The organism is Pseudoxanthomonas sp. G3 (assembly GCF_057654715.1).
This window is the reverse complement of record NZ_CM172805.1, coordinates 2896959-2918345: the sequence shown is the minus strand read 5'-3', so window position 1 is coordinate 2918345 and position 21387 is coordinate 2896959. Positions and strand designations below refer to the sequence as shown.

At 68.5% G+C, this 21387-nt stretch carries 18 protein-coding genes; 12 read left to right on the top strand and 6 right to left on the bottom strand.

Features of this window, described 5'->3' with window-relative positions:
* Positions 1-55: 55 nt before the first annotated feature.
* A complete protein-coding gene (locus AC23D6_RS13935; protein ID WP_487749835.1) occupies positions 56-1390 on the top strand; it encodes a hypothetical protein in 1335 nt (444 codons plus the stop codon).
* Between the two features lie 3 nt (positions 1391-1393).
* Here AC23D6_RS13935 and AC23D6_RS13930 read toward each other — a convergent pair whose 3' ends face one another.
* Entirely contained in the window at positions 1394-1858 is a 465-nt protein-coding gene (locus AC23D6_RS13930) for a DUF4442 domain-containing protein (RefSeq protein ID WP_487749834.1), read from the bottom strand.
* A gap of 46 nt (positions 1859-1904) precedes the next feature.
* Positions 1905-2759 (bottom strand): thioredoxin, encoded by an 855-nt coding sequence (gene trxA / locus AC23D6_RS13925; RefSeq protein ID WP_487749833.1) that lies wholly within the window; start codon positions 2757-2759, stop codon positions 1905-1907.
* Between the two features lie 262 nt (positions 2760-3021).
* Between trxA and AC23D6_RS13920 the strand changes: the two genes are divergently transcribed.
* Together AC23D6_RS13920 and AC23D6_RS13915 are read left to right on the top strand one after the other, a co-directional pair.
* Positions 3022-3612 carry a hypothetical protein gene (locus AC23D6_RS13920; RefSeq protein ID WP_487749832.1) on the top strand — a complete coding sequence of 197 codons (591 nt, stop codon included), beginning with the start codon at positions 3022-3024 and terminating at the stop codon, positions 3610-3612.
* Positions 3613-3690: 78 nt separating this feature from the next.
* Positions 3691-4287: a DUF998 domain-containing protein gene (locus AC23D6_RS13915; RefSeq protein WP_487749831.1), complete on the top strand. Its 597-nt coding sequence runs from the start codon at positions 3691-3693 to the stop codon at positions 4285-4287.
* Between the two features lie 21 nt (positions 4288-4308).
* On the opposite strand, the gene AC23D6_RS13910 is transcribed toward AC23D6_RS13915, so the two are convergent.
* On the bottom strand, positions 4309-5619 hold the full coding sequence (locus AC23D6_RS13910) for an amidohydrolase family protein (protein WP_487749830.1): 1311 nt from the start codon (positions 5617-5619) through the stop codon (positions 4309-4311).
* A gap of 105 nt (positions 5620-5724) precedes the next feature.
* On the opposite strand from AC23D6_RS13910, the gene leuS reads away from it, so the two are divergent.
* The 5 genes from leuS (at position 5725) to rsfS (ending at position 11181) form a co-directional block, all read left to right on the top strand.
* A complete protein-coding gene (gene leuS / locus AC23D6_RS13905) occupies positions 5725-8373 on the top strand; it encodes a leucine--tRNA ligase (protein WP_487749829.1) in 2649 nt (882 codons plus the stop codon).
* Between the two features lie 90 nt (positions 8374-8463).
* Positions 8464-9009: an LPS-assembly lipoprotein LptE gene (locus AC23D6_RS13900; RefSeq protein ID WP_487749828.1), complete on the top strand. Its 546-nt coding sequence runs from the start codon at positions 8464-8466 to the stop codon at positions 9007-9009.
* Positions 9009-10043: a DNA polymerase III subunit delta gene (gene holA / locus AC23D6_RS13895; RefSeq protein ID WP_487749827.1), complete on the top strand. Its 1035-nt coding sequence runs from the start codon at positions 9009-9011 to the stop codon at positions 10041-10043. Before AC23D6_RS13900 ends, holA begins: the two co-directional genes overlap by 1 nt.
* 12 nt (positions 10044-10055) lie before the next feature.
* Positions 10056-10733, top strand: a complete 678-nt coding sequence (gene nadD, locus AC23D6_RS13890) for a nicotinate-nucleotide adenylyltransferase (protein ID WP_487749826.1) — start codon at positions 10056-10058, stop codon at positions 10731-10733.
* Between the two features lie 31 nt (positions 10734-10764).
* On the top strand, positions 10765-11181 hold the full coding sequence (rsfS, locus tag AC23D6_RS13885) for a ribosome silencing factor (RefSeq protein ID WP_056878289.1): 417 nt from the start codon (positions 10765-10767) through the stop codon (positions 11179-11181).
* Positions 11182-11244: 63 nt separating this feature from the next.
* Here rsfS and AC23D6_RS13880 read toward each other — a convergent pair whose 3' ends face one another.
* A complete protein-coding gene (locus AC23D6_RS13880) occupies positions 11245-12780 on the bottom strand; it encodes an alkaline phosphatase PhoX (protein ID WP_487749825.1) in 1536 nt (511 codons plus the stop codon).
* Positions 12781-12902: 122 nt separating this feature from the next.
* Here AC23D6_RS13880 and rlmH point away from each other — a divergent pair, with 122 nt between their 5' ends.
* Entirely contained in the window at positions 12903-13373 is a 471-nt protein-coding gene (gene rlmH, locus AC23D6_RS13875; RefSeq protein ID WP_487749824.1) for a 23S rRNA (pseudouridine(1915)-N(3))-methyltransferase RlmH, read from the top strand.
* A 189-nt stretch (positions 13374-13562) separates the two neighbouring features.
* Here rlmH and AC23D6_RS13870 read toward each other — a convergent pair whose 3' ends face one another.
* Together AC23D6_RS13870 and AC23D6_RS13865 are read right to left on the bottom strand one after the other, a co-directional pair.
* Positions 13563-14222 (bottom strand): energy transducer TonB, encoded by a 660-nt coding sequence (locus AC23D6_RS13870; protein WP_487749823.1) that lies wholly within the window; start codon positions 14220-14222, stop codon positions 13563-13565.
* A 211-nt stretch (positions 14223-14433) separates the two neighbouring features.
* On the bottom strand, positions 14434-15177 hold the full coding sequence (locus AC23D6_RS13865; RefSeq protein WP_487749822.1) for an SIMPL domain-containing protein: 744 nt from the start codon (positions 15175-15177) through the stop codon (positions 14434-14436).
* A gap of 161 nt (positions 15178-15338) precedes the next feature.
* Here AC23D6_RS13865 and AC23D6_RS13860 point away from each other — a divergent pair, with 161 nt between their 5' ends.
* From AC23D6_RS13860 to AC23D6_RS13850, 3 genes are all read left to right on the top strand, one after another.
* Positions 15339-15935 carry a Maf family protein gene (locus AC23D6_RS13860; RefSeq protein WP_487749821.1) on the top strand — a complete coding sequence of 199 codons (597 nt, stop codon included), beginning with the start codon at positions 15339-15341 and terminating at the stop codon, positions 15933-15935.
* A 13-nt stretch (positions 15936-15948) separates the two neighbouring features.
* Positions 15949-17442: a ribonuclease G gene (rng, locus tag AC23D6_RS13855; RefSeq protein WP_487749820.1), complete on the top strand. Its 1494-nt coding sequence runs from the start codon at positions 15949-15951 to the stop codon at positions 17440-17442.
* 105 nt (positions 17443-17547) lie between these two features.
* Complete coding sequence (locus AC23D6_RS13850) at positions 17548-21378, top strand: YhdP family protein (protein ID WP_487749819.1); 3831 nt, start codon at positions 17548-17550, stop codon at positions 21376-21378.
* The last annotated feature ends 9 nt before the right edge of the window (positions 21379-21387 follow it).

The window sequence follows — 21387 nt, the reverse complement described above, 5'->3', positions numbered from 1 at the left end:
TAGGCTGGGGAACGGCAACGGCTATAGTCAACGACAGGACGATGGGGGACAGGGAATGGGAAAGTTGTTGAAAGGGTTTGGCGCGGCCGTGTTCGGGCTGGTGGCCTTGGTCGCGCTACTGTACGTGGTCAGTCGCGCACTGCCGATCCCGAAGGACGAGGTCGCGGCGCTGGCCAGGATCGAGGCACTGCCGGTGCTGGAGGGCCGGAACGGCTTTGCCGCCCTGTGGTCCCTGACGCACGATGTCGATGCCTCGCAAGCCGAAGCGTTGCTCGCACAGGAAGCCAGCAGGACGGCGGCCGTACCCTCTGTGCGCGGAGAGAGCGAGTCGCAAGCCAGCGTCAGCGTCCTCCAGCGGTTCCCCACGTTGCCTGCGGTTTCGGGGAAAGCAGACGCTTTCTGCGGCTTGCAGGAAGCAGCGTGCCTGGCAAAAGTACGAAGCGATCCCGCCGTTTACGCTTCGGTGGCGGAAGTACAACAGCGGACCGCCGCGAAGGTGGCTGCGCTTGATGCGTACGACTATTTCCTCAACCCGTTGCCTCCGCGAATGGATGCGGCGCTACCGCCTTTCCAACCACTGATCCACGACCTTACCCTGCACGCGCAGCGGTTCTCGGTCGGTGACGTGGATGCTGCCCTGGAGGGCGTATGCCGCGATGCTTCCCTGTCCCGCAAGCTGATCGCCAGCGGAGACAGCCTGATCGCATCGATGATCGGCGCTGCCTTGCAAAAGGGCAGCGCCGCGTTGTTCGTGGGCATGCTGTCCGAACTGCCGCCGGATCATCCTTTGCCGGCGATCTGCCATCAGGCGTTCCGCGTGGACGAGATGCATGTCCAGGCCATCTGTCCAACGCTCCGGGCTGAGGGCAGGTGGTCCACCGACGCCTATCGCGCCCTCACAGGCGGAGATGAGCGCAGGAAACTGCTCACATCGCTTTTCCTCGACGTGGACAAGACCGTCGCACGTGGGACTCGGAATTTCGAGTGGTACTGCGGAAAGGAAGTCGACGCGGCCATTGCTGCGGATCTTCCCGTCCCGCTGCCAGCGCCGCCCTCGCGCCTCTCGTTCGCCTGTATCGCCAACGCCATCGGGTGCACGCTGGTCAGCATCCAGGCGCCGGCGTATGCCGACTATGCGCTGCGTCTGCAGGACGCAGGGATGCGGCAGAAGGCGGTAGCGACCTGGTTGTGGTTGCGCGCCCGGGCGGCGAACGATACGCGGCCGTTGGTGGAGCGGCTGCGTTCACGGCCCGATGCGTTCAAGAGCGCGGCGCGCGACATCACCGTCGAGGGCGCCACGCTGGAGATACCCATGTACGAGCGACGCCCGGACCAAGGCGACGCATGGCGACTCCCCGTGCCTGCCTGGATGGCGGGCGAAGAGCGCTAGGACTCAGGCCGCCCTCGTGCGTGCCTCGGGCTTCAGCCGCACATAGATCTGCTTGCGTACGCGCGCCACTACTTCGTTCTGGGCGTTGAAGACGTCCGCCGGCAGCCAGCGGAGGTGTTTCTGGCCGCTGGCCGCTTCGGCGCGGATCTCGTCCAGCACGCGGTCGTCCAGGCGGAACTCGGCATGCAGCGTGCCCTTGCCGGGCTTCACGAACTCGATCTCCGCGGCCTTGTCCCAGACGTAATAGGCGCTGCCCAGGCGTTCCTTGGCCAGGATCATCCAGAACGGATCGGTCATCGAGAACAGGCTGCCGCCGAAGTGGGTACCCACGTAGTTGCGGTTCCACGGGCGCATGCGCAGCTCGACGCGCGCGAAACTCCAGTCGTCGGACATCTCGGTGACGTGGACGCCGCTGAACAGGAAGGGCGGCCAGATATTGAAGATGTGCCGCAGGGTGTTGGCTTTCATGGGTACTGCGCGTGCGAGTGGGGCCAGGTAGGGAAGGCTTCGGCAATCAGAACAGCAGCGAGGACATCTTCCTGCGGTACTGGCCGACCAGGGCCTCGTCCTCGATCACCCGGAAAGCGTCGATGAGACTTTTCCGCGCGAGCCCGTCCTCGTAGGCGCGGTCGCGCTTGAGCATCTCCAGGAACTGTTCCAGCGCCTGCTCCGAATCCCCGGCCACCAGGGCATGCACGCCCAGCAGGTGGCGTGCGCGCAGGTCGTCCGGGTTGGCCTGGACGGCCACGCGCAGAGCCTCGGGCGCGGGCGCGTCCTTCAGGGCGGCGGCGAAGCCCAGCCGGGCGCGCGCCTTGACGGCGCGATCGTCGGTGGCCAGGTTGGCCGGCAGCGCGTCCAGCAGGCGCTCGGCCTCGGGTGCCTCGCCGGTCTTCAGCAGGGCGAGGACCAGGTCGAGCTTGAGCTCGTCCTTGTCGGGTTCGGCGCTGATCGCCTCGCGCAGGGCGGCGACCTGGGCCTGCGGATCCAGCGGCGCCGGCGCCTCTTCAACGGGCGCGCCCTCGGCCGGCACGATGCCGTGCGAGGCGAGGAACTCGCGCAACTGGCCCTCAGGCAAGGCGCCGGGGAAGCCGTCGACCAGCTGTCCCCCCTTCACCAGGAACACCGTCGGCACCGAGCGGATCTGGAAGGCTGCGGCGATCTGCTGCTCCTTGTCCACGTCCACCTTGGCCAGCACGAACGCGCCGTGGTACTCCGCGGCGAGCTTTTCGAGAATAGGCCCCAGCGTCTTGCAGGGGCCGCACCACGTCGCCCAGAAATCCACCAGGACGGGCACCTCCAGCGACTTGCGCAGGACCTCGGCCTCGAAGGTCTCGGTGGTGGCGTCGAAAACGTGGGGCAGCTCGCTCATCGGGCAGGTTCGTGGCTACGGGGAATCGCCTCCAGATGGTGGCGCGGCGGACAGGATACAAGGTGAGGGCAGCACGCGTTGACATCGGTATCACGGACGCGGCCGGCACGTGGCTCTTGATCGCGGCGGTGACGGGCACGGTTCGCGGCCCGCCCGGATCGACCCCGCCCGCAGGCACTTCCGGCAGGGGGCGTCGCTGATCGGGCTTTGTTAAGGTCCGGCGGCGGCATCCGCCGCGTCATTGACAGGAAGGGAGGCGGGGATGCACTTACGTCGTTTTGTGCTGGGCATGTTGCTCGCGGGGGCCTTCAGCGGCCATGCGCTGGCGAAGGACGAGATCCAAGCCTCGGCGGAGGTGAATCCGCCTCCGGCGGAGGCGCTGGCTGCGTTCGATCGCTATGAGCTCAAGCCGGCCACGCTGTCCGACACTTACGCCGGGCACAAGGCCAACCAGGAGGCGCTGGCCTCGTTCCAGCGCAATCTGGATGAGCGCGTCGGCGCATGGGTGGCGGAACGCAACGCGGCACCTGCGACGCACGCGTCGGTGCGCACGCTGGTGATCGAGCCCCGCATCGAGAAGATCCGCTTCATCAGCGGCGGCGCGCGGTTCTGGGCGGGCGCCTTCGCCGGCAGTTCGCGCATCCTGGTGAAGATGAAACTCACCGACCAGGCCACGGGTCAGGTGATCGCCGAACCCGAGTTCTACCAGCATGCGAAGGGCATGACCGGCGCGTGGACGTTCGGCGCCGCCGACAACAGCATGCTCGTGCGCAGCGCCTCGCTCGCGCTCGACTACCTGAAGGATAACCAGGCCACGACGCAGGGCGGTCGGACCGGCTGGGAGAAGGAATGACGCGCCGGCGTTAAGATGCGTCACCGAACGGGCAGGCCAGCACGGTCTGCCCGTATCGTTTCAACGTCGCGAGCCCGCATGATCTCCCGCCTGACCCGACTCCTGCCCCTGACGGGCGCGCTCGCCGCCATCGCCTTCATCGCGGCCGTGGTGGGATTCGGCATGACACTGTCGGGTTACTCGCAGGTCTGGCATCCGGTCGCGGTGCTGGGCGCGAGAGGCGTGCCGCACGCCCTGGGCTTCAATCTGCTGGGCTTCGTCCTGACGGGGCTGCTGGCTGCGGTGGTCGCGCTGGACCTGCGGCATCGGCTGCCGGCCGATGCAGGCTGGGCCGCGCGCGTGGGCGCGCAGTTCCTGCTGTTATCCGCGCTCGGTTTCGTCGGTCTGGGCGTGCTGCCGCTGGATCCCGATGACCTGCACAACGATGCCAGCAGCCTGCACGCGACGGCATGGTTGCTGTGGTGGGTGGCGTTCGTGCCGGGTGCGGTCTTGTTTGCTTTCGGGATGCGCGGACGCCGTGGGTGGCGTCCGGCAGTGATCGCAAGCGGCGTGGCGGCCGCGATCGTGTTGTTCAGTGCCTTGGTCGCGGTCGCCCTGATGCCGGCCGGCATCGCGCAGCGGCTGGGCTATGCCGCCTGGCTGCTGTGGCTGTGCGTGGCGGCCCGGCGGAGCTAGTCCGCCAGGCACCATGGTCGATCACGGACGGCGATAGACCTTGCCGTCCTTCATCACGAAATCCACCTTCAACACGGCGTTGATGTCCTCCACCGGATTGCCCGGCACGGCCACGATGTCCGCACGCTTGCCGGCTTCGATCACGCCCTGGTCGTCCACGCCGAGCACTTCCGCCGCGCGGATGGTCGCCGCCTGCAGGGCGTAAGCTGCCGGCATGCCGGCTTCGACCATGTAGAGGAATTCGCGCGCGTTGTCGCCGTGCGGACCCACGCCCATGTCCGTGCCGAAGGCGATCTTCACGCCGTTGCGGTAGGCCACGCCCGCCGTCTGCTGGATCAGTGCGCCGATGCGTTCGGCCTTCGGGCGCACCACCGCCGGGAAGTAGCCATCGATCTTCGCCTTCTCGGCGACGAACCGGCCGGCCGAGATCGTCGGTACGTACCAGGTACCGTGCTGCTTCATCAGTCGCATCACCTCGTCGTCCATGTAGGTGCCGTGCTCGATGCTGGTCACGCCACCGAGGATGGCGCGCTTCATGCCCTCCTTGCCGTGCGCGTGCGCCGCCACGCGGAATCCATAGTCGCGGGCGGTATCGACGATGGCCTTCACTTCCTCGACGGTGAACTGCGGCGCGTCACCGGACTTGGCGTAGCTCAGCACGCCGCCGGTGGCGGTGATCTTGATGACGTCGCTGCCATCCTTGTAGCGCTGGCGTACGGCCTGGCGGGCGTCGTCGATGGAGTTGATGACGCCTTCGGTCGGGCCGGGCGGGCCCATCAGGTGCGCCAGGTGCGTGTTGAAGCCGTTGGTGGGGTCGGCATGGCCGCCCGTGGTGGCGATCGAGATGCCGGCAGCGAAGATGCGCGGGCCCTTCACGGCGCCCTGGTTCACCGCATCGCGCAGGTGCAGGGTAACGTCGCCCCCCAGGTCGCGCACGCTGGTGAAGCCCGCCATCAGCGTCTTTTCGGCGTAACCGACCGAGCGGTAGGCGAAATCGACCGGGTCCAGGCGGAAGCCTTCCGAATAGCTCTGCGGGCTGGACTCGCCATCCAGGTGCACGTGCAGGTCGGTCCAGCCCGGTGTGCAGGTATGGTCGGCCAGGACGATCGATTCGGCATCGGCCAGCTTGGCACGGCCGGGGATGACCTCGGCGATACGGCCGTCGCGCACCAGCACGGTGTGCTCGCCCAGGATCTTGCCGCTGCGGGCATCGAAGACCCGGTCGCAGTGCAGCGCCAGCGTGGTGGTCGCGGCGGGTTCGGCCGCAAGGGCGGTCGTACTGGCGGACAGCCCGCAGACGGCCACGGCGAGGGCAAGGAAAGTTCTGTTCATCTGGGATCCCCGGTTTCGACCCCCTCATGCTAACCGGTGGCGTGGCGGGGCATGGTGCGCTGCGGTACCCTTGGCGGCTTTGCCGTAGCCGTTGCCGCAACCGCCATGTCCACCGCCGCCGAACCCGTTTCCTACGATCCGAAATCCGTCGAGTCCCAGGCCCAGGCCTTCTGGGAGGCCCGGCGCGCCTTCGAGGTCGACGAGCGGTCGGACAAGCCGAAGTACTACTGCCTGTCGATGTTGCCGTACCCGTCGGGCGCGCTGCACATGGGCCACGTGCGCAACTACACCATTGGCGACGTGATCAGCCGCTACAAGCGCATGACGGGCCACAACGTGCTGCAGCCGATGGGCTGGGACGCGTTCGGCCTGCCGGCCGAGAACGCCGCGATCAAGAACAAGACCGCGCCGGCCAAGTGGACCTACGCCAACATCGACCACATGCGCAGCCAGCTGAAGTCGCTGGGCTATGCGATCGACTGGTCGCGCGAGTTCGCCACGTGCCGGCCCGACTACTACGTGCACGAGCAGCGGATGTTCACCCGCCTGCTGCGCAAGGGGCTGGCCTACCGCAAGAACTCGGTGGTGAACTGGGATCCGGTGGACCAGACCGTGCTGGCCAACGAGCAGGTGATCGACGGCCGCGGCTGGCGCAGCGGTGCGCTGGTCGAGAAGCGCGAGATCCCGCAGTGGTTCCTGCGCATCACCGACTACGCCCAGGAACTGCTGGACGGCTTGGACGATCTGCCGGGCTGGCCGGATGCGGTCAAGACCATGCAGCGCAACTGGATCGGCCGGTCGGAAGGCCTGGAGATCCAGTTCGCCGTCGACGGCCACGAACCGCTGACCGTCTTCACCACGCGGCCGGACACGCTGATGGGCGCGACCTTCGTGTCGATTGCCGGCGAACACGCCCTGGCGCAGAAGGCCGCCGCGTCGAATCCGGCGCTGGCCGCGTTCCTGGCCGAGCTGAAGCAGGGCGGCGTGTCCGAAGCGGAACTGGAGACCCAGGAAAAGCGCGGCATGGACACCGGCCTGATGGCCGTGCACCCGATCACCGGCGACCGGATCCCGGTGTGGGTCGCCAACTTCGTGCTGATGGGCTACGGCACCGGCGCCGTGATGGCGGTGCCGGGGCACGATGAGCGCGATTTCGAGTTCGCCACCAAGTACGCGCTGCCGATCCGCCAGGTGATCGCGCTGAAAGCGCCGAAGAACGAGGAAGAAAAGACGTACGACCCGACCACCTGGCGCGACTGGTACGGCGACAAGACCCGTGACGACCTGGAGCTGGTCAACTCGGGTGAGTTCGACGGCCTGGACTACCGCGGCGCCTTCGAGGCGCTGGCCGAGCGCTTCGAGCGCAAGGGCCAGGGCCAGCGCCGGGTGAACTACCGCCTGCGCGACTGGGGCGTCAGCCGCCAGCGCTACTGGGGCTGCCCGATCCCGGTGATCTACTGCGACACCTGCGGCGCCGTGCCGGTGCCGGATTCGGACCTGCCCGTCGTGTTGCCGGAGAACGTCACCCTGGACGGCGTGAAGTCGCCGATCAAGGCCGACCCGGAATGGCGCAAGACGAAGTGCCCGCAGTGCGGCGCCGCCGCCGAGCGCGAGACCGACACGTTCGACACCTTCATGGAATCGAGCTGGTACTACGCCCGCTACACCTCGCCCGGCGCGAAGGACATGGTCGACAAGCGCGGCAACTACTGGCTGCCAGTCGACCAGTACATCGGCGGCATCGAGCACGCGATCCTGCACCTGATGTACTTCCGCTTCTACCACAAGCTGCTGCGCGACGCGCGGCTGGTGGACAGCGACGAACCGGCGACCAACCTGCTGACGCAGGGCATGGTGATCGCCGAGACCTTCTACCGCGACAACGCCGACGGTTCGAAGGAATGGATCAATCCGGTGGACGTCGAAATCCAGCGCGACGACAAGGCGCGCGTGATCGGCGCCACGCTGAAGGCCGACGGCCAGCCGGTGAAGATCGGCCCGGTCGAGAAGATGTCCAAGTCGAAGAACAACGGCGTGGATCCGCAGTCGATGGTGGACAAGTTCGGCGCGGACACCGTGCGCCTGTTCTCGATGTTCGCCGCGCCGCCCGAGCAGTCGCTGGAGTGGAACGAAGCCGGCGTGGAAGGCATGGCGCGCTTCCTGCGCCGCCTGTGGACTCAGGTACAGCGACATGCCGACGAAGGCCGTGCCGCCGACGGCGCCGTGCCGGCCCTGGACGTGGCGGCGCTGAGCGCCGAGCAGAAGGCGATACGCCGCAAGACCCACGAGACCATCGAGAAGGTCGGCAACGACTACGGCAAGCGCCACAGCTTCAACACCGCCATCGCGGCAGTGATGGAGCTGTCGAACGCCCTGGGCAAGTTCGACGATGCCACCGCGCAGGGTCGCGCCGTCCGTCAGGAAGCGCTGGAAGCGGCAGTGCTGCTGCTGAACCCGATCACCCCGCACGCCAGCCACGCGCTGTGGCAGGTACTGGGCCATGCCGAAACGCTGATCGAGGACCAGCCCTTCCCGCAGGTCGATGCCGATGCGCTGGTGCGCGACACGGTGACGCTGGCGGTGCAGGTCAACGGCAAGCTGCGCGGCACGATCGACGTGGCCGCCGATGCGCCGCGCGACCTCGTCGAGTCGCTGGCCAAGGCGGAACCGAACACGGCCAAGTTCCTCGACGGCCTGGCGATCCGCAAGGTCATCGTGGTGCCGGGCAAGATCGTCAACATCGTCGCGGGCTGAGCACGGGCGCTGTTGGCGGCTTGCCTCCGTGTTCACCTGCGGGCGGGCTACGCTATTGCCGCCCATGACGGCCTCGTCCAGACTTCGCCCATGACCCGATTCCGCCTGCCGTTGCTCTTCGCCGCCCTCATCCTGCTGGCCGGCTGTGGCTTCCACCTGCGCAACCAGATCGCGTTGCCGGCCGACCTGGGGCCGGTCCGGGTGGTGGGTGCCACGACCTCGTACAGCGCGCTGGTCACCAGTCTCTCGCGCGGCCTGCAGGCCGCCGGTGCGACGCTGGCCGCGCCGATCGGCGAAAACGAGGACGCCACCGCCGGCGAACAGGTCGCCACGCTGCGGATCATGTCCGAGCGCTGGGGCGACCTGCCGATCGCCGTTGACCAGTTCGGCCGCGCGCAGGAATTCAGCCTGCGCTACGCCGTCGTGTTCGCCTTCACCAAGGCGGACGGGACCGATCTGGTCCCGCAGCAGGTCGTCGAACTGTCGCGCGACTACGTGTCGCCCCCGCAGGACGCGACCGGCACCACAACCGAGCGCGAAGTCCTGGCCGAGGAACTCCGTCGCGAAATGGCGGCGTCCATCCTGCGCCGCGTCGACGGCGTGGTGCGGTCCGGCCAGGTGAACACGGCCCGCTGATGGAGCTCAAGCCGGAACAGCTGGCCGCGCGTGGCGCGTCCGAGCCGCTGCATCCGGTCTACCTGATCGCGGGTCCCGAGATCCTGCGCGTGCTCGAGGCCGCCGACGCGGTGCGTGCGCAGGCGCGGGCACAGGGCATCGGCGAGCGTGAAGTCTTCGATGCCGACGGGCGTGACTTCGACTGGGGCCAACTCGATGCCAGCTTCAATGCACCCAGCCTGTTCAGTGCGCGGCGACTGGTGGAAGTGCGCCTGCCGGGCGGGAAGCCGGGCAAGGAAGGCGCCGAGGTCATCAGTGCGTTCTGCGCCAACCCGCCGCCGGACGTGGTGCTGATGATCACCGCGGGCGAGTGGGGCAAGGCCTACCAGGGCAAGTGGAGCGACGCCATCGCGCGCGTCGGCGTGGTCGCCGTGGCCTGGGCCATCAAGCCGCACGAACTGCCGGGTTGGATCGAGAGCCGCTTGCGCAGCAAGGGCCTGCGGGCCGAGCGCGACGCAGTGCAACTGCTGGCCGAGCGGGTGGAGGGCAACCTGCTCGCCGCGGCGCAGGAGATCGACAAGTTGGCCCTGCTCAGCGATGGACAGACGCTGGACGCAGACCGGATGGAAGCGCTGGTCGCCAACGCCGCGCGCTACGACGTGTTCCGCCTCACTGACGCCGTGCTGGCCGGGCAGGGTGCGCAGGTCTCGCGCATCGTTGCCGGTCTGCGGGCCGAGGGCGACGTGGTCGCCGGCCTGATGCCGATGATCGTCAAGGAACTGCTGCGCACCGCCACACTGGCGCGCGTGCAGGCCGGCGGCGGCAATCTCGCGGCCGAGATGAAGGCGCAGGGCATATGGGAAGCGAAGCAGGCGCCATTCAAGCGCGCACTGCAACGGCATGCATCGCCCGCGCGCTGGGACCGCTTCGTCGCCGAAGCCTCGAAGATCGACCGCACCGCGAAGGGCCGCGGCGAGGGTGATGCCTGGGTGGCGCTGGAGCGCCTGCTGCTGGCCATCGCCGAGGCCAAGGCCGTGCGGCTGCTGGTGGCCTGACGGTCGCGCCGGATGCTGCAGCTCTTCTACGGCGGCACGTTCGATCCCATCCACAACGGGCACCTGGCCATCGCGCGTGCCGCGCGCGACGAAGTGCAGGCGCCCGTCCGCCTGATGCCGGCGGCGGATCCGCCGCACCGCGCGCCGCCGGGTGCGAGCGCGGCGCAGCGTGCACACCTGCTCGACCTGGCGGTGCGCGACGAAGCCGATCTTTACGTCGACCGCCGCGAACTGCGACGCGCGGAACGCACACCGGAGGCACGTTCCTACACCGTCGACACGCTGCACGAACTGCGTGCCGAACTGGGCGACGTGGTGCCCGTGGCGCTGCTGATCGGCGCCGACAGCCTGCTGGGCCTGCCGACGTGGCGGGCATGGCGATCGCTGTTCGCACTCACTCACTTCATCGTTGCCGACCGGCCGGGCAGTCCGCTGGATGGGGGCCTGCCGGGTGAACTGGCCGACATGCTGGCCCCGCGCTGGGCATCCCGCCCCGCGGTGCTGACCGACGCGCCTGCCGGCCGCGTGTACCGGCTGAGCCACCCGCTGCAGCCCGAATCGGCCACCGATATCCGGCGGCGGATCGCGGGCGGCGAACCCTGGCGGCATCTGGTGCCCGCGCCCGTCGCGGCCACCATCGCCGACGAAAGGCTCTACCTTGACCGGGTCACCACGTCCGGTCCGCTATAATCACGGCCGTACCTCCGGAGCCACCAAGCCTTTGTCCAGCCAAGCCCACGTCATCAAGACCCGCCTGCCCAGCCCGCCCCCGGCCTTGCCGGACCTGCTCGCCACGGTGCATGCCGCGGTCCAGGAGCTGAAAGCCAAGGATGTCGTCGAGATCGACGTGCGCGGTAAGTCCAGCGTCGCCGATTACCTCGTCATCGCCTCGGGCACCTCGACCCGCCACGTCAAGTCGATCGCCGACGAAGTGGTGAAGTTCGCCAAGAAGCTCGACGTGATGCCGCTGGGTGTGGAGGGCGAGCGCGAGGCCGAATGGGTGCTGGTGGACCTGGGCGACGTTATCGTCCATGTCATGCTGCCGCGCGTGCGCGAGTTCTACGCGCTGGAGCGCCTGTGGACGGTCGGCGACCAGCCGCCGGAAGATGTCGAGACCGCCGACGAATCGCGGCTCTGATGCCATGCGTCATGCAACGAAGAACGGCGCCCCAGGGCGCCGTTCTTCGTTCTGCCGATCCCGTCAGAGCGGACCGCGCTCCCAGGGACCGGTGATCGCCACGGTGATGCCCGGCGACTGCAGGTTGACGAACAGCGTGCGCGAGAGCGGGTCCCAGCACGCGCCGCAGAACTCGCTGTCGCGGTAGTCACCTTCCGGCACCGATTTGCCGGCATTGGCGATCTGCGTCGACGTCAGCTGCACGTTGTTCTTGCACAGATAGAACGACTCGCCTGCGCGGGTCAGCCCGATCAGTCGCGCGCCGGGGCCGTATTCGTCGGGGCTCTCGCCGCCGTCCTCGCACAGCACCACGCCGCCTCGCCCGCTGACCGTGATGTTGTCGGGGTTGTGCGCGGCGAGCTGGTTGCCGCTGACGAACAGCGCCTTCAATCGCTGCGTGAACAGGTCGAGTACCCAGACCGATCCGTTGCCGCGGCCCTTGCGACCCTGCGCGTCCACGCCCGTGCTGGTGTCGACGATGAACATCTTCCCGTAGCTGTGCCAGATGCCTTCGCCCCGGCTCATCCGCAGCGCGCCCTCGCTCCATGCCTGCGCGAACGGTCCGCTCAGCGTCTCGCCTGCGGAGATGTCGGGGAAGCCGCTCGGCGCCACGATCGTGTCTAGGTCCGGATCCGGGATGTCGACCCACTCCAGGGCGTATTCGTCGCCGATCGCGGCCACGCTCAGGTCGACGTTGCGCTTGCCGCGCACGCGCGCCGCCTGCAGGCGCCCGCCGTTCTCCAGCGAGCCATTGCGGCCGCGGCGATCGTTCGGGATGAAGCGGTACAGGCCCGACTTGTTCCGATCGTCTTCGGTCAGATAGACGATGCCGGTGCGCGGATCCACAGCCACGGCTTCGTGGCTGAAGCGGCCGAGGCCCACTAACGGCCGCCCCGTCGTGCGTTCGCTTTCCGGATCCACTTCGAACACGTAGCCATGCTTGCGACCGGTGCTGGAGGTGGCATCGGTCTTGATCTCTTCGCAGCTCAGCCACGTGCCCCACGGCGTCAGGCCGCCCGCGCAGTTCACCAGCGTGCCGCCCAGGCTCGGCTCCATGCGCGTCCATTCGCTGTGGCGCCAGCCCAGCGTCGTCGTGCCGCCGCCCGCGACCTGGGTGCCGCTGACGGTGCCCGTGTCGTACATGCCAGGGGCCTGGATCGGCGTGCCGGCACCCCGCTCGTGGTTGCGGATCAGCACATACTCCAGGCCATGGCCATGGCCCTTGCTGCCGCGGCCGTGGCGCGGGTGCCGCACGCCGACGACGGCCATGCCGTCGTGGCGGTCGGGGCAGGGCTGGCCGTCGTCCATGCGGTCGCCGCTCCACCCGAACGAGCGGTAACGGAAGCCGCGCGGCAACTGCAGCAAGGGGAGGCCGGTGGCCTCGTCCGCGACCGGCGCGAGCGGGCCATATCGGCTGGGGACCGGTGAAAGTTGCGTCGCGGCCGTGGCGGCGTGGGCCTGTCGCGCATACAACGCGCCGAGACTGCCAATGGCACCCATGGCGACGGCGGCGGCACTGCCTTTCAGGACCTGGCGGCGGGAGGGATCGAACATCGTCATCGTGCGGCTCCTGCGGGGCGGGGGAAGTCCGCGACGCTAGGCAGCGCATGTAACCGCCGCATGACAGAGGCATGACCCTTGCAGCCGGACCGACGGACGTGTGACGCCGCTATCATGTCGAGATGAAATGTCGTCTCATCGCTACCGGCGAGCGCGCGCCCGCGTGGGTCGCCCAAGGCTTCGCCGAGTACCAGAAGCGGCTCTCGCACTGGCTGCCGTTCGAACTGGTCGAGATCGAACCCGGCCTGCGCGGCAAGGGGCGCGATCCGCAGCGCGCGATCGAGGACGAAGGCAAGCGTGTGCTGGCGGCGCTGCCGAAGAACGCGCATATCGTCGCGCTGGAAGTGACCGGCAAGCCGTATTCGTCGGAACAGCTCGCGCAGCGGCTGGAACACTGGCGCACGCTGGGGCGCGACATCGCGCTGCTGATCGGCGGGCCGGAAGGCCATGCGCCGGACGTGGTTGCTGCGGCGCACGAGAAGTGGTCGCTCAGTCCATTGACGCTACCGCACATGCTGGTGCGGCTGGTCGTCGCCGAGCAGGTGTACCGCGCGGCGGCGATGCTGGCGAACCATCCTTACCATCGGGCGTGAGCCATGCCGCTCTTTGTGGGGCCGGCGTGAGTCGCGAACGCGCGGTGTATGCGCCGAAAGTGGGAGGGTCGGCTGCCCGCCGCGAGGTTTGCCGATGGCCTCCGATCTGGGGTCGCGACTCACGTCGCTCCTACAGAAGCACAGAAGCCCGCCTTTCGGCGGGCTTCTGCATGCTGCCTGTTGTCGCGGTCACTGCAGGCTGAAGGCGATCGGTACCAGGCCGTAAGCCTGCACCGCCTGCCCGTTCTGCATGGCGGGTTTGAAGCGCCAGGTCTTCAGCACGTGCTGCAGCGCGGCCTTGTCCAGATTGCGGTTGCCGCTGCTGCTCTCGACGGTGACGCTGAGCGGCGTGCCATCCACATCCACCAGCACACGCAGCATCACCGTGCCCTGCACGCCGTTGCGCAGTTCGTTGACCGGATAGCGCGGCGAGGTGGCGCGGACGTACTCCAGCGTTGCCGAGGGCAGCGGACCGGCCACGACCGGGCCGGTGATGTCGCCGCTGTCCGCGACTGACGCCTCGACGACGGGCTCGCTGCCGCCTTCGACGATCACGGGCGCATCGACGATCGGCGTGATCGTGGTTGGCGTCGGCGTGGTCACGGGCTTCGGCTCGACCCGCTTGACGAGCTGCTGCTCCTTGATCTCGACGACTTCAGGCGGCGGCGGATCCTTCTCGATCCAACGGACCACGGGCTTGGGATCGGCGACGGCCTGCAGCGGCGGTGCCGCCATCGGCATCAGCAACATCAGCAGGGCGACGGCGTGGACCGCGAGGGCGGCGGCGATGGCGGCGATGCGGCCGACATCGATGCGGTTGTCGGAACCGTGGGGTAGTGCGCGAACCATGATCCACCTCCTGAGGGCTGTGAACGGAACAACGCTCGGCCGCGGAGAGTGGGGTTGCAACGTCTCCGCGCCGCACGTCCAGACTGTACTCCGGCGCATGGCGTCCGCAAGAGGGCAGGGGGTTCGACCTTCGGCGTAGTCCTTTTCCGGGCTCCGGCAACGAAAACGGCGCCCACAGGGGGCGCCGTCAGAAGGCATCGCACGGATGGGCTTACTTGCCCAGTTCGAACACCACATCCAGGTTGACCGAGACCGTGGTTTCGCCGGGCGAGACTGGAGGGGCGCCGCCGGCATCGCGGGCTTCCATCTTGGCCATCGCCATCATCGGGACCGGGCGGAAGCCGCCGTTGCCCTCCGAGATGCTGACGATCCGGCGCACTTTCAGCCCCAGCGACCTGGCGTAGGTCTCGGCGCGGCCCTGGGCCTTCTTCAACGCGGCCAGGCGGGCCTCGTCGTAGACCGGCTCGGGGTTGTCGATCTCGAAGCTGGGGCCGTTGATCTGGTTCGCGCCCACGCCGGCCAGGGCGTCCAGCACCTTGCCCAGCTTGGCGATGTCGCGGACCTTTACGCTCACCGTGTTGTTGGCCTGGTAGCCGGTGATCTTGGGGGCCTCATTCTCGGCGTAGCGGTACTGCGGGTTGAGGCTGATCCCGCTGGTCTGCACGTCCTTGTCGGCGATACCGGCAGCCTTGATGGCCGCGACCACCTTCGCCATCTGCTCGCTGTTCTGGCGCATGGCGGTATTGCCGTCCACGGCCTGGGTGACGACGCCAGCGGAGATCGAGGCGATGTCCGGCACGCGCGAGGCCTCGGCCTGGGCCGACACGTTGAGCAGGGTGCCGTCGGACGGGATCGTGTAGGCGGGGGCGGTCTGGGCGTGCGTGGTCATGGCGGCGGTGGTTCCCAGGGACAGGGTCAGGGCGAGCAGCAGCGGGCGGATCAGGGGCAGACGCATGGGATCTCCTTTTCGTGATTCGGGTGGCGGGACACCCGGTCGTCGTCGACGCGCAAGGGTGTTCACGATGACATGAACGAGCCGTGATCTGCGGCAGGGTTACGGCGATCAGGCCGTCATCAGGACCCATTCAGTCAGGTGCCGCGGGTTATTCTTCCTTGATGCTCTATCTGGCTTCCCAATCCCCCCGCCGCGCCGAACTGCTGACCCGCCTGGGCTTCTCGTTCGGTCGGATCGACCTCGACATCCCCGAACACCGCCAGCCCGGCGAGCCCGCCACCGACTACGTGCGCCGAGTCGCCCGGGAGAAGGCCGGCGCCGGATTGCTGAAGGTCGTCGCCACCCCCGGCGCCGTCGTGCTGGGCGCCGACACCGAGGTCATCCTGGACGAGGAGGTCTTCGGCAAGCCGAACGACGAGGCTGAAGCCGCCGCGATGCTGCGTCGCCTCTCGGGCCGTACCCACCAGGCCGTGTCCGCCGTGTCGGTGGTCAGCGCCGGCCGCGAGGCGCAGGCGCTGGTGGTCACCGATGTGACCTTCGCCGAGTTGGACGACGCCGACATCGCGGCCTACGTCGCCAGTGGTGAAGCGATGGGCAAGGCCGGCGCCTACGGCATCCAGGGGCGCGCCGAACAGTTCGTCACCCGCCTGGCGGGCAGCTACTCGGCGGTGATGGGCCTGCCGCTGCACGAGACCGCGAAGCTGCTGCGCGAATTCGGCATCCACCCGGCGCCCAGCGCCGTTGCCCCCCCAGCCTGAGGGAAGGACCCCGATGTCGGAAGAAATCCTCGTCAACGTCACCCCGCGCGAAACCCGCGTCGCGGTGATCGAGAACGGCATGCTGCAGGAACTGCACATCGAACGCGGCTGGCGTCGTGGCGTGGTGGGCAACATCTACAAGGGCAAGGTGCAGCGGGTGATGCCCGGCATGCAGGCGGCCTTCGTCGAGGTCGGGCTCGAGCGCGCCGCGTTCCTGCACGCCAACGACATCGTGCGCTCCTCGCCGGGCGCGGTCGTGGAGGGCGAGGATGCAGCGCTGCCTGCCCCTCCGTTGGCGCCGGCGCCGATCATGGACCTGCTGCGCGACGGCCAGGACATCGTCGTGCAGGTGGTGAAGGATCCGATCGGCAGCAAGGGCGCGCGCCTGACCACGCAGATCAGCATTCCGTCGCGCTACCTGGTGCTGCTGCCGCAATCCAAGGTGATCGGCGTGTCCGCGCGCATCGAGGACGAAGCCGAGCGCCATCGCCTCAAGCAGGTCGTCACCGAATTGGCCGGGCTGCATGGCGGCCACGGCTACATCATCCGCACCAACGCCGAAGGCCAGCCGGCCGAGGCGTTGGCCGAAGATATCGCCTACCTGTCGCGCGTCTGGAACGTCGTCGAACGGCGCGGCCGCGAATCGCCTTCGTGCAGCATCCTGTACGAAGACCTGAGCCTGCCGCTGCGCGCGGTGCGCGACCTGATCCGCAAGGACGTGGAGAAGGTGAAGGTCGATTCGAAGGAAACCCACGAGCGGTTGCAGGCCTTCGTCGCCAAGTACATGCCGGTGCTGGCCGAGCGCATCGAGTTGTATTCGGGCGAGCGCCCCATCTTCGACCTGTACGGCGTCGAGGACGAGATCGGCCGCGCGCTGGACAAGCAGGTGCCGTTGAAGTCGGGCGGGTACCTGGTGATCGACCAGACCGAAGCGATGACCACGGTGGACGTGAACACCGGCTCGTTCCTCGGCCAGCGCAACCTGGAAGAAACCGTCTACCGCACCAACCTGGAAGCTGCGCAGGCGGTCGCGCGCCAGCTGCGGCTGCGCAATCTGGGCGGCATCATCATCATCGATTTCATCGACATGACCGATCCGGAGCACCGGCGGCAAGTTCTGCGCACGCTGGAGAAGTCGTTGGCGAAGGACCATGCCAAGACCACGGTGTACGAGTTCTCGCCGTTGGGCCTGGTCGAGATGACCCGCAAGCGCACGGTGGAAAGCCTGGCGCGCCAGCTGTCGGAACCGTGCCCCGAATGCAGCGGGCGCGGCAGCATCAAGACGACCGAGACGGTCACCTACGAGATCTTCCGTGAGATCACCCGTGCGGTGCGCCAGTTCGATGCGGCGCGCCTGCTGGTGATCGCCTCGCCGAAGGTCGTGGCGCGGATCACCGACGAGGAATCCGCGGCCGTGGCCGAACTGGAGGAGTTCCTCGGCAAGTCGATCCGCTTCCAGGCGGACGACCAGTACCTGCAGGAGCAGTTCGATGTCGTGCTGCTTTGAGGCCGGGATTGGAGATCGGGGATTCGGGATCCGCAGCCTGCGCCGCGGCCTGCTTTTCCGAATCCCCAGCCCCCAATCCCCAATTCCTGCGAGCGCAGCGAGCTGATGCCTACGCCGCTGCGCCGCCGCCTGCGCCTGGCCCGCCGGGGTGCCGTCTACGGCATCGCGGTCGTGCTCGTGTGCATGGCTGTGGTGCTCGGCATTGCCAGCCAGGTGTTGCCGTTGGCCGAGCGCCATCCGGACCGCATCGCGGCGTGGCTGAGCGAACGCGCCGGCCGGCCGGTGGCGTTCGATGCGGTCAAGACGCAGTGGACGCGCCGCGGACCGCTGCTGCAGCTCGACGGCCTGCGTCTGGGTGAAGGCGATGCGGGGGTGCGCATCGGTCAGGCCGAGGTGCTGGTGTCGATGTACGGCGGCCTGTTGCCGGGACGCTCCTTCACCGAATTGCGGTTGCGCGGGTTGGCGTTGACCCTGCAGCGCGGCGACGATGGCGCATGGTCGGTGCGCGGTCTTCCGGGTCAACAGAACGCCGGCGACGACCCGCTGGAAAACCTGGAAGGGCTGGGCGAACTGCAGGTCATCGATGGCCGGCTCGCGATCGTCGCGCCGTCGTTGGGCTGGGACATCCAGGTGCCCGATGTCGACCTGCGCCTGCGCGTGCAGGGCGACCGCGTACGCGCCGGCACGCGCGCCTGGATCCGCAAGGACGCCGCGCCGCTCAACGTGGCGGTGGATTTCGACCGCAAGGCCGGTGATGGCCGTGCCTACCTCGACGTGGTGGCCGACGACATCGGTGTTTGGGCGCCGCTGCTGCGCTACGCAGGCGTGGTGGCAGAGCGAGGCAACGGCCGCGTGCGCGCCTGGACGGAACTGCGGCGGCACCGCGTGGTGATGGTGACGGCGGATGCGCAGCTGCGCAAAGTCGGCTTGCATGGTGCGCCGCTGCCCGCATCCGCGGCGCCGACGCGCGTCGCGTTCGACCAAGTGGAAGGCCGCATGCGCTGGCGGCTGGTGCGGGGCGGCTGGCGACTCGATGCGCCGCACCTGCGCGTGGGCAGTGCGCCGGCCGTGCAGACACTGGACGGCCTGGTGCTGGCCGGTGGCGCGCAGTACGCGCTGCTGGCCGACGAAGTGGACGCCGCACCGCTGTTCGCGGTGCTGGGATTGAGCGACAAAGTCGATGCGGGCCTGCGTCGTTGGCTGGTGCAGGCCAAGCCTGGCGCTCGGCTCGCGCGGTTGGCATTGGCCGGTCGTCGCGATGGCACCATGCAGGGCGAAGGCACGCTGCGCGACATCTCGTTCGCGCCGGTCGGCGACGCGCCCGGCCTCAGGGGTCTGGCCGGCGACTTCGACGGCGATGCGGCCGGCTTCCGCCTCAAGCTCGACCCGGCCTCGCGCATGCGCTTCGACTGGCCGAGCGGCTTCGCCGTCGTGCACGACGTCAGCCTGCAGGGTGACGTGCTGGGTTGGCGCGAAGGGCAGGGCTGGCGCGTGGGCACGCCTGCGTTGCGCGTGCAGGGCAGGGATTATGCGGCCGACGTGCGTGGCGGCATGTGGTTCCAGGGCGATGGCACGCGGCCGTGGATCGACTTGGCCGCCGATCTCGACGACGCGCCGGTGCCGGCGGCGAAGGGCTTCTGGATCCATCACAAGATGTCGAAGGCGGCCGTGGACTGGTTGAACGGTGCGCTGGTCGGCGGGACGGTCAGCGACGGGCGCGCCATCGTCACCGGCGATCTGGACGACTGGCCATTTACGCGCCAGAACGGGCGATTCGAAGCCGTGGCGCGGATCGAGGGCGGGCAGTTCAAGTTCCAGCCCGACTGGCCGCAGGTGGAGCAGGTGCATGGTGACATCGCCTTCATCGGTAACGGCTTCCAGCTGAAGGCGCGGGGCCAGTTGGCGGAGGTCGCGATTCCCGCGTTCGAGGCGGGCATCGCGGATTTCGGCAAGGGCGATCTGAAGATCGTGGCGCGTACCGAGACCGATTCGGGCAAGTTGCTCGCGCTGCTGCGTCGAAGTCCGCTTCACAAGACCTATGGCGAGACGCTCGACCACCTGCAGGCGAAGGGGCCGGTCGCGGCCACCTTCGACCTGCTGCAGCCGCTGCACGCCGCCGAGCAGGCGCGTAAGACGCTCACGGGTACGGTGGAGTTGAAAGGCGCACAGCTGGCGGAGAAGCGCTGGGACCTTGTATTCGACAACGTGCGTGGCAAGGCGAAGTACGACGACGGCGGCTTCGCATCGGGGCCGTTGCAGGTCGTGCATGACGGACAGGCCGGCGTGCTCGGCTTGCGCGCCGGCAGCGGCGCGCGCGACCGCAACCAGGCATTCGAAGCGGACCTCACGGCCATCGTGGACGCCGACCGACTGCTCGACCGCGCGCCGGAGATGGCTTGGCTCAAGCCCTACATGGCCGGGCGCTCGTCTTGGACGGTCGGCGTGAACATCCCGCGCACCGCCGCCGGCAAGCCCGACGCGCCCACCCAACTCAACCTCACCTCCGATCTCGTGGGCACGGCGATGAGCCTGCCGGCGCCACTGCGGAAAACGGCGACATCGCCCCTGCGGACCACCGTGCGTGCGCCATTGCCGATGGGCAGCGGCCAGATCGACGTGGCGTTCGGCGACCTGCTCGCCTTGCGTGCGCGCGAGAACAACGGCCAGACCGGCGTGCGCGTCGTGCTGGGCAGCAACGAAGTGAAGGAGCCCGCGCCCGTGTCCGGCCTCGTGGCCACCGGCCACACCGGCACACTCGACGCGATGGAGTGGGTGGCGCTGGCGAAAGGCGGTGGCGAAGGCGGTTCGTTGCCGCTGCGCCATATCGACGTCACCGCCGAGCGGCTGCTGATGATCGGTTCGGTCTTCCCCGATACGCGACTGCAGCTGGCGCCCGCACAACAGGCGCTGGCGGTATCGCTGGATGGCGACGCCCTGTCCGGCGCGTTGCTCGTTCCCGAGGCGAAGGGCGCGGCGATCGCCGGCAAGCTGGCGCGGGTGCACTGGCGCAAGGCGCCCGCGGCCGATACCGGCGGCACCGTCGCGACCGCGCGCAGTGCGACCGATGACATCAACCCCGCCGACATTCCGCCGCTATCGCTGGATATCGAAGACCTGCGCTTCGGCGATGCGCAGCTGGGTGCGGCCAAACTGCGCACGCGCCAGCAGGCCGACGGAATGCACGTGGACCAGTTGCAGTTGCGTTCGCCGGGCCAGCACATCGACGTGAGCGGCCAATGGACCGGCACGGGCGACGCCGCGCGTACCCGCTTCGCCGCCGAGGTGAAGAGCGAGAATTTCGGCGTGCTGCTGGACGATCTTGGGCTGGGCGATCGCGTCGGCGGCGGGCACGGCCAGATCACCGCCAACGCGAGCTGGCCGGGCAGTCCGGCGGCGTTCCGCCTGGCGGCGCTGGAGGGCAGCGTGAAGCTTGCCGCGCGCGATGGCCATCTGCTGGAAGTGGAGCCGGGCGCGGGTCGCGTGCTCGGCTTGCTGAGCGTGGCGGAAGTACGCCGGCGCCTGATGCTGGATTTCAGCGACTTCTTCTCGAAGGGTTTCGCCTTCAATCGCATCGACGGCGACATCCGCATCGCGGGCGGTCTGGCGCGCAGCGACAACCTGATGATCGACGGCCCCGCCGCCGAGATCCAGATCCGCGGCGATACCGACCTGCGCAGCGAGCGCTTCGACCAGACCGTCGACGTGAAGCCGAAGTCCGCCAACGTGCTGACCGCCGTGGGCGCGGTCGCCGGTGGCCCCATCGGCGCGGCGGTGGGAGCGGTGGCCAATGCCGTGCTGAAGAAGCCGCTGGCCGAGATGGGCGCCAAGACCTACCGGGTCACCGGCCCGTGGAAATCGCCCAAGGTCGAGGTCGTGGGCCGCGAGCAGTCGCGCGTCGTCAACGACACCCGGACCGATGCCGCTGGCGCCCCCTGAACCGGTCCG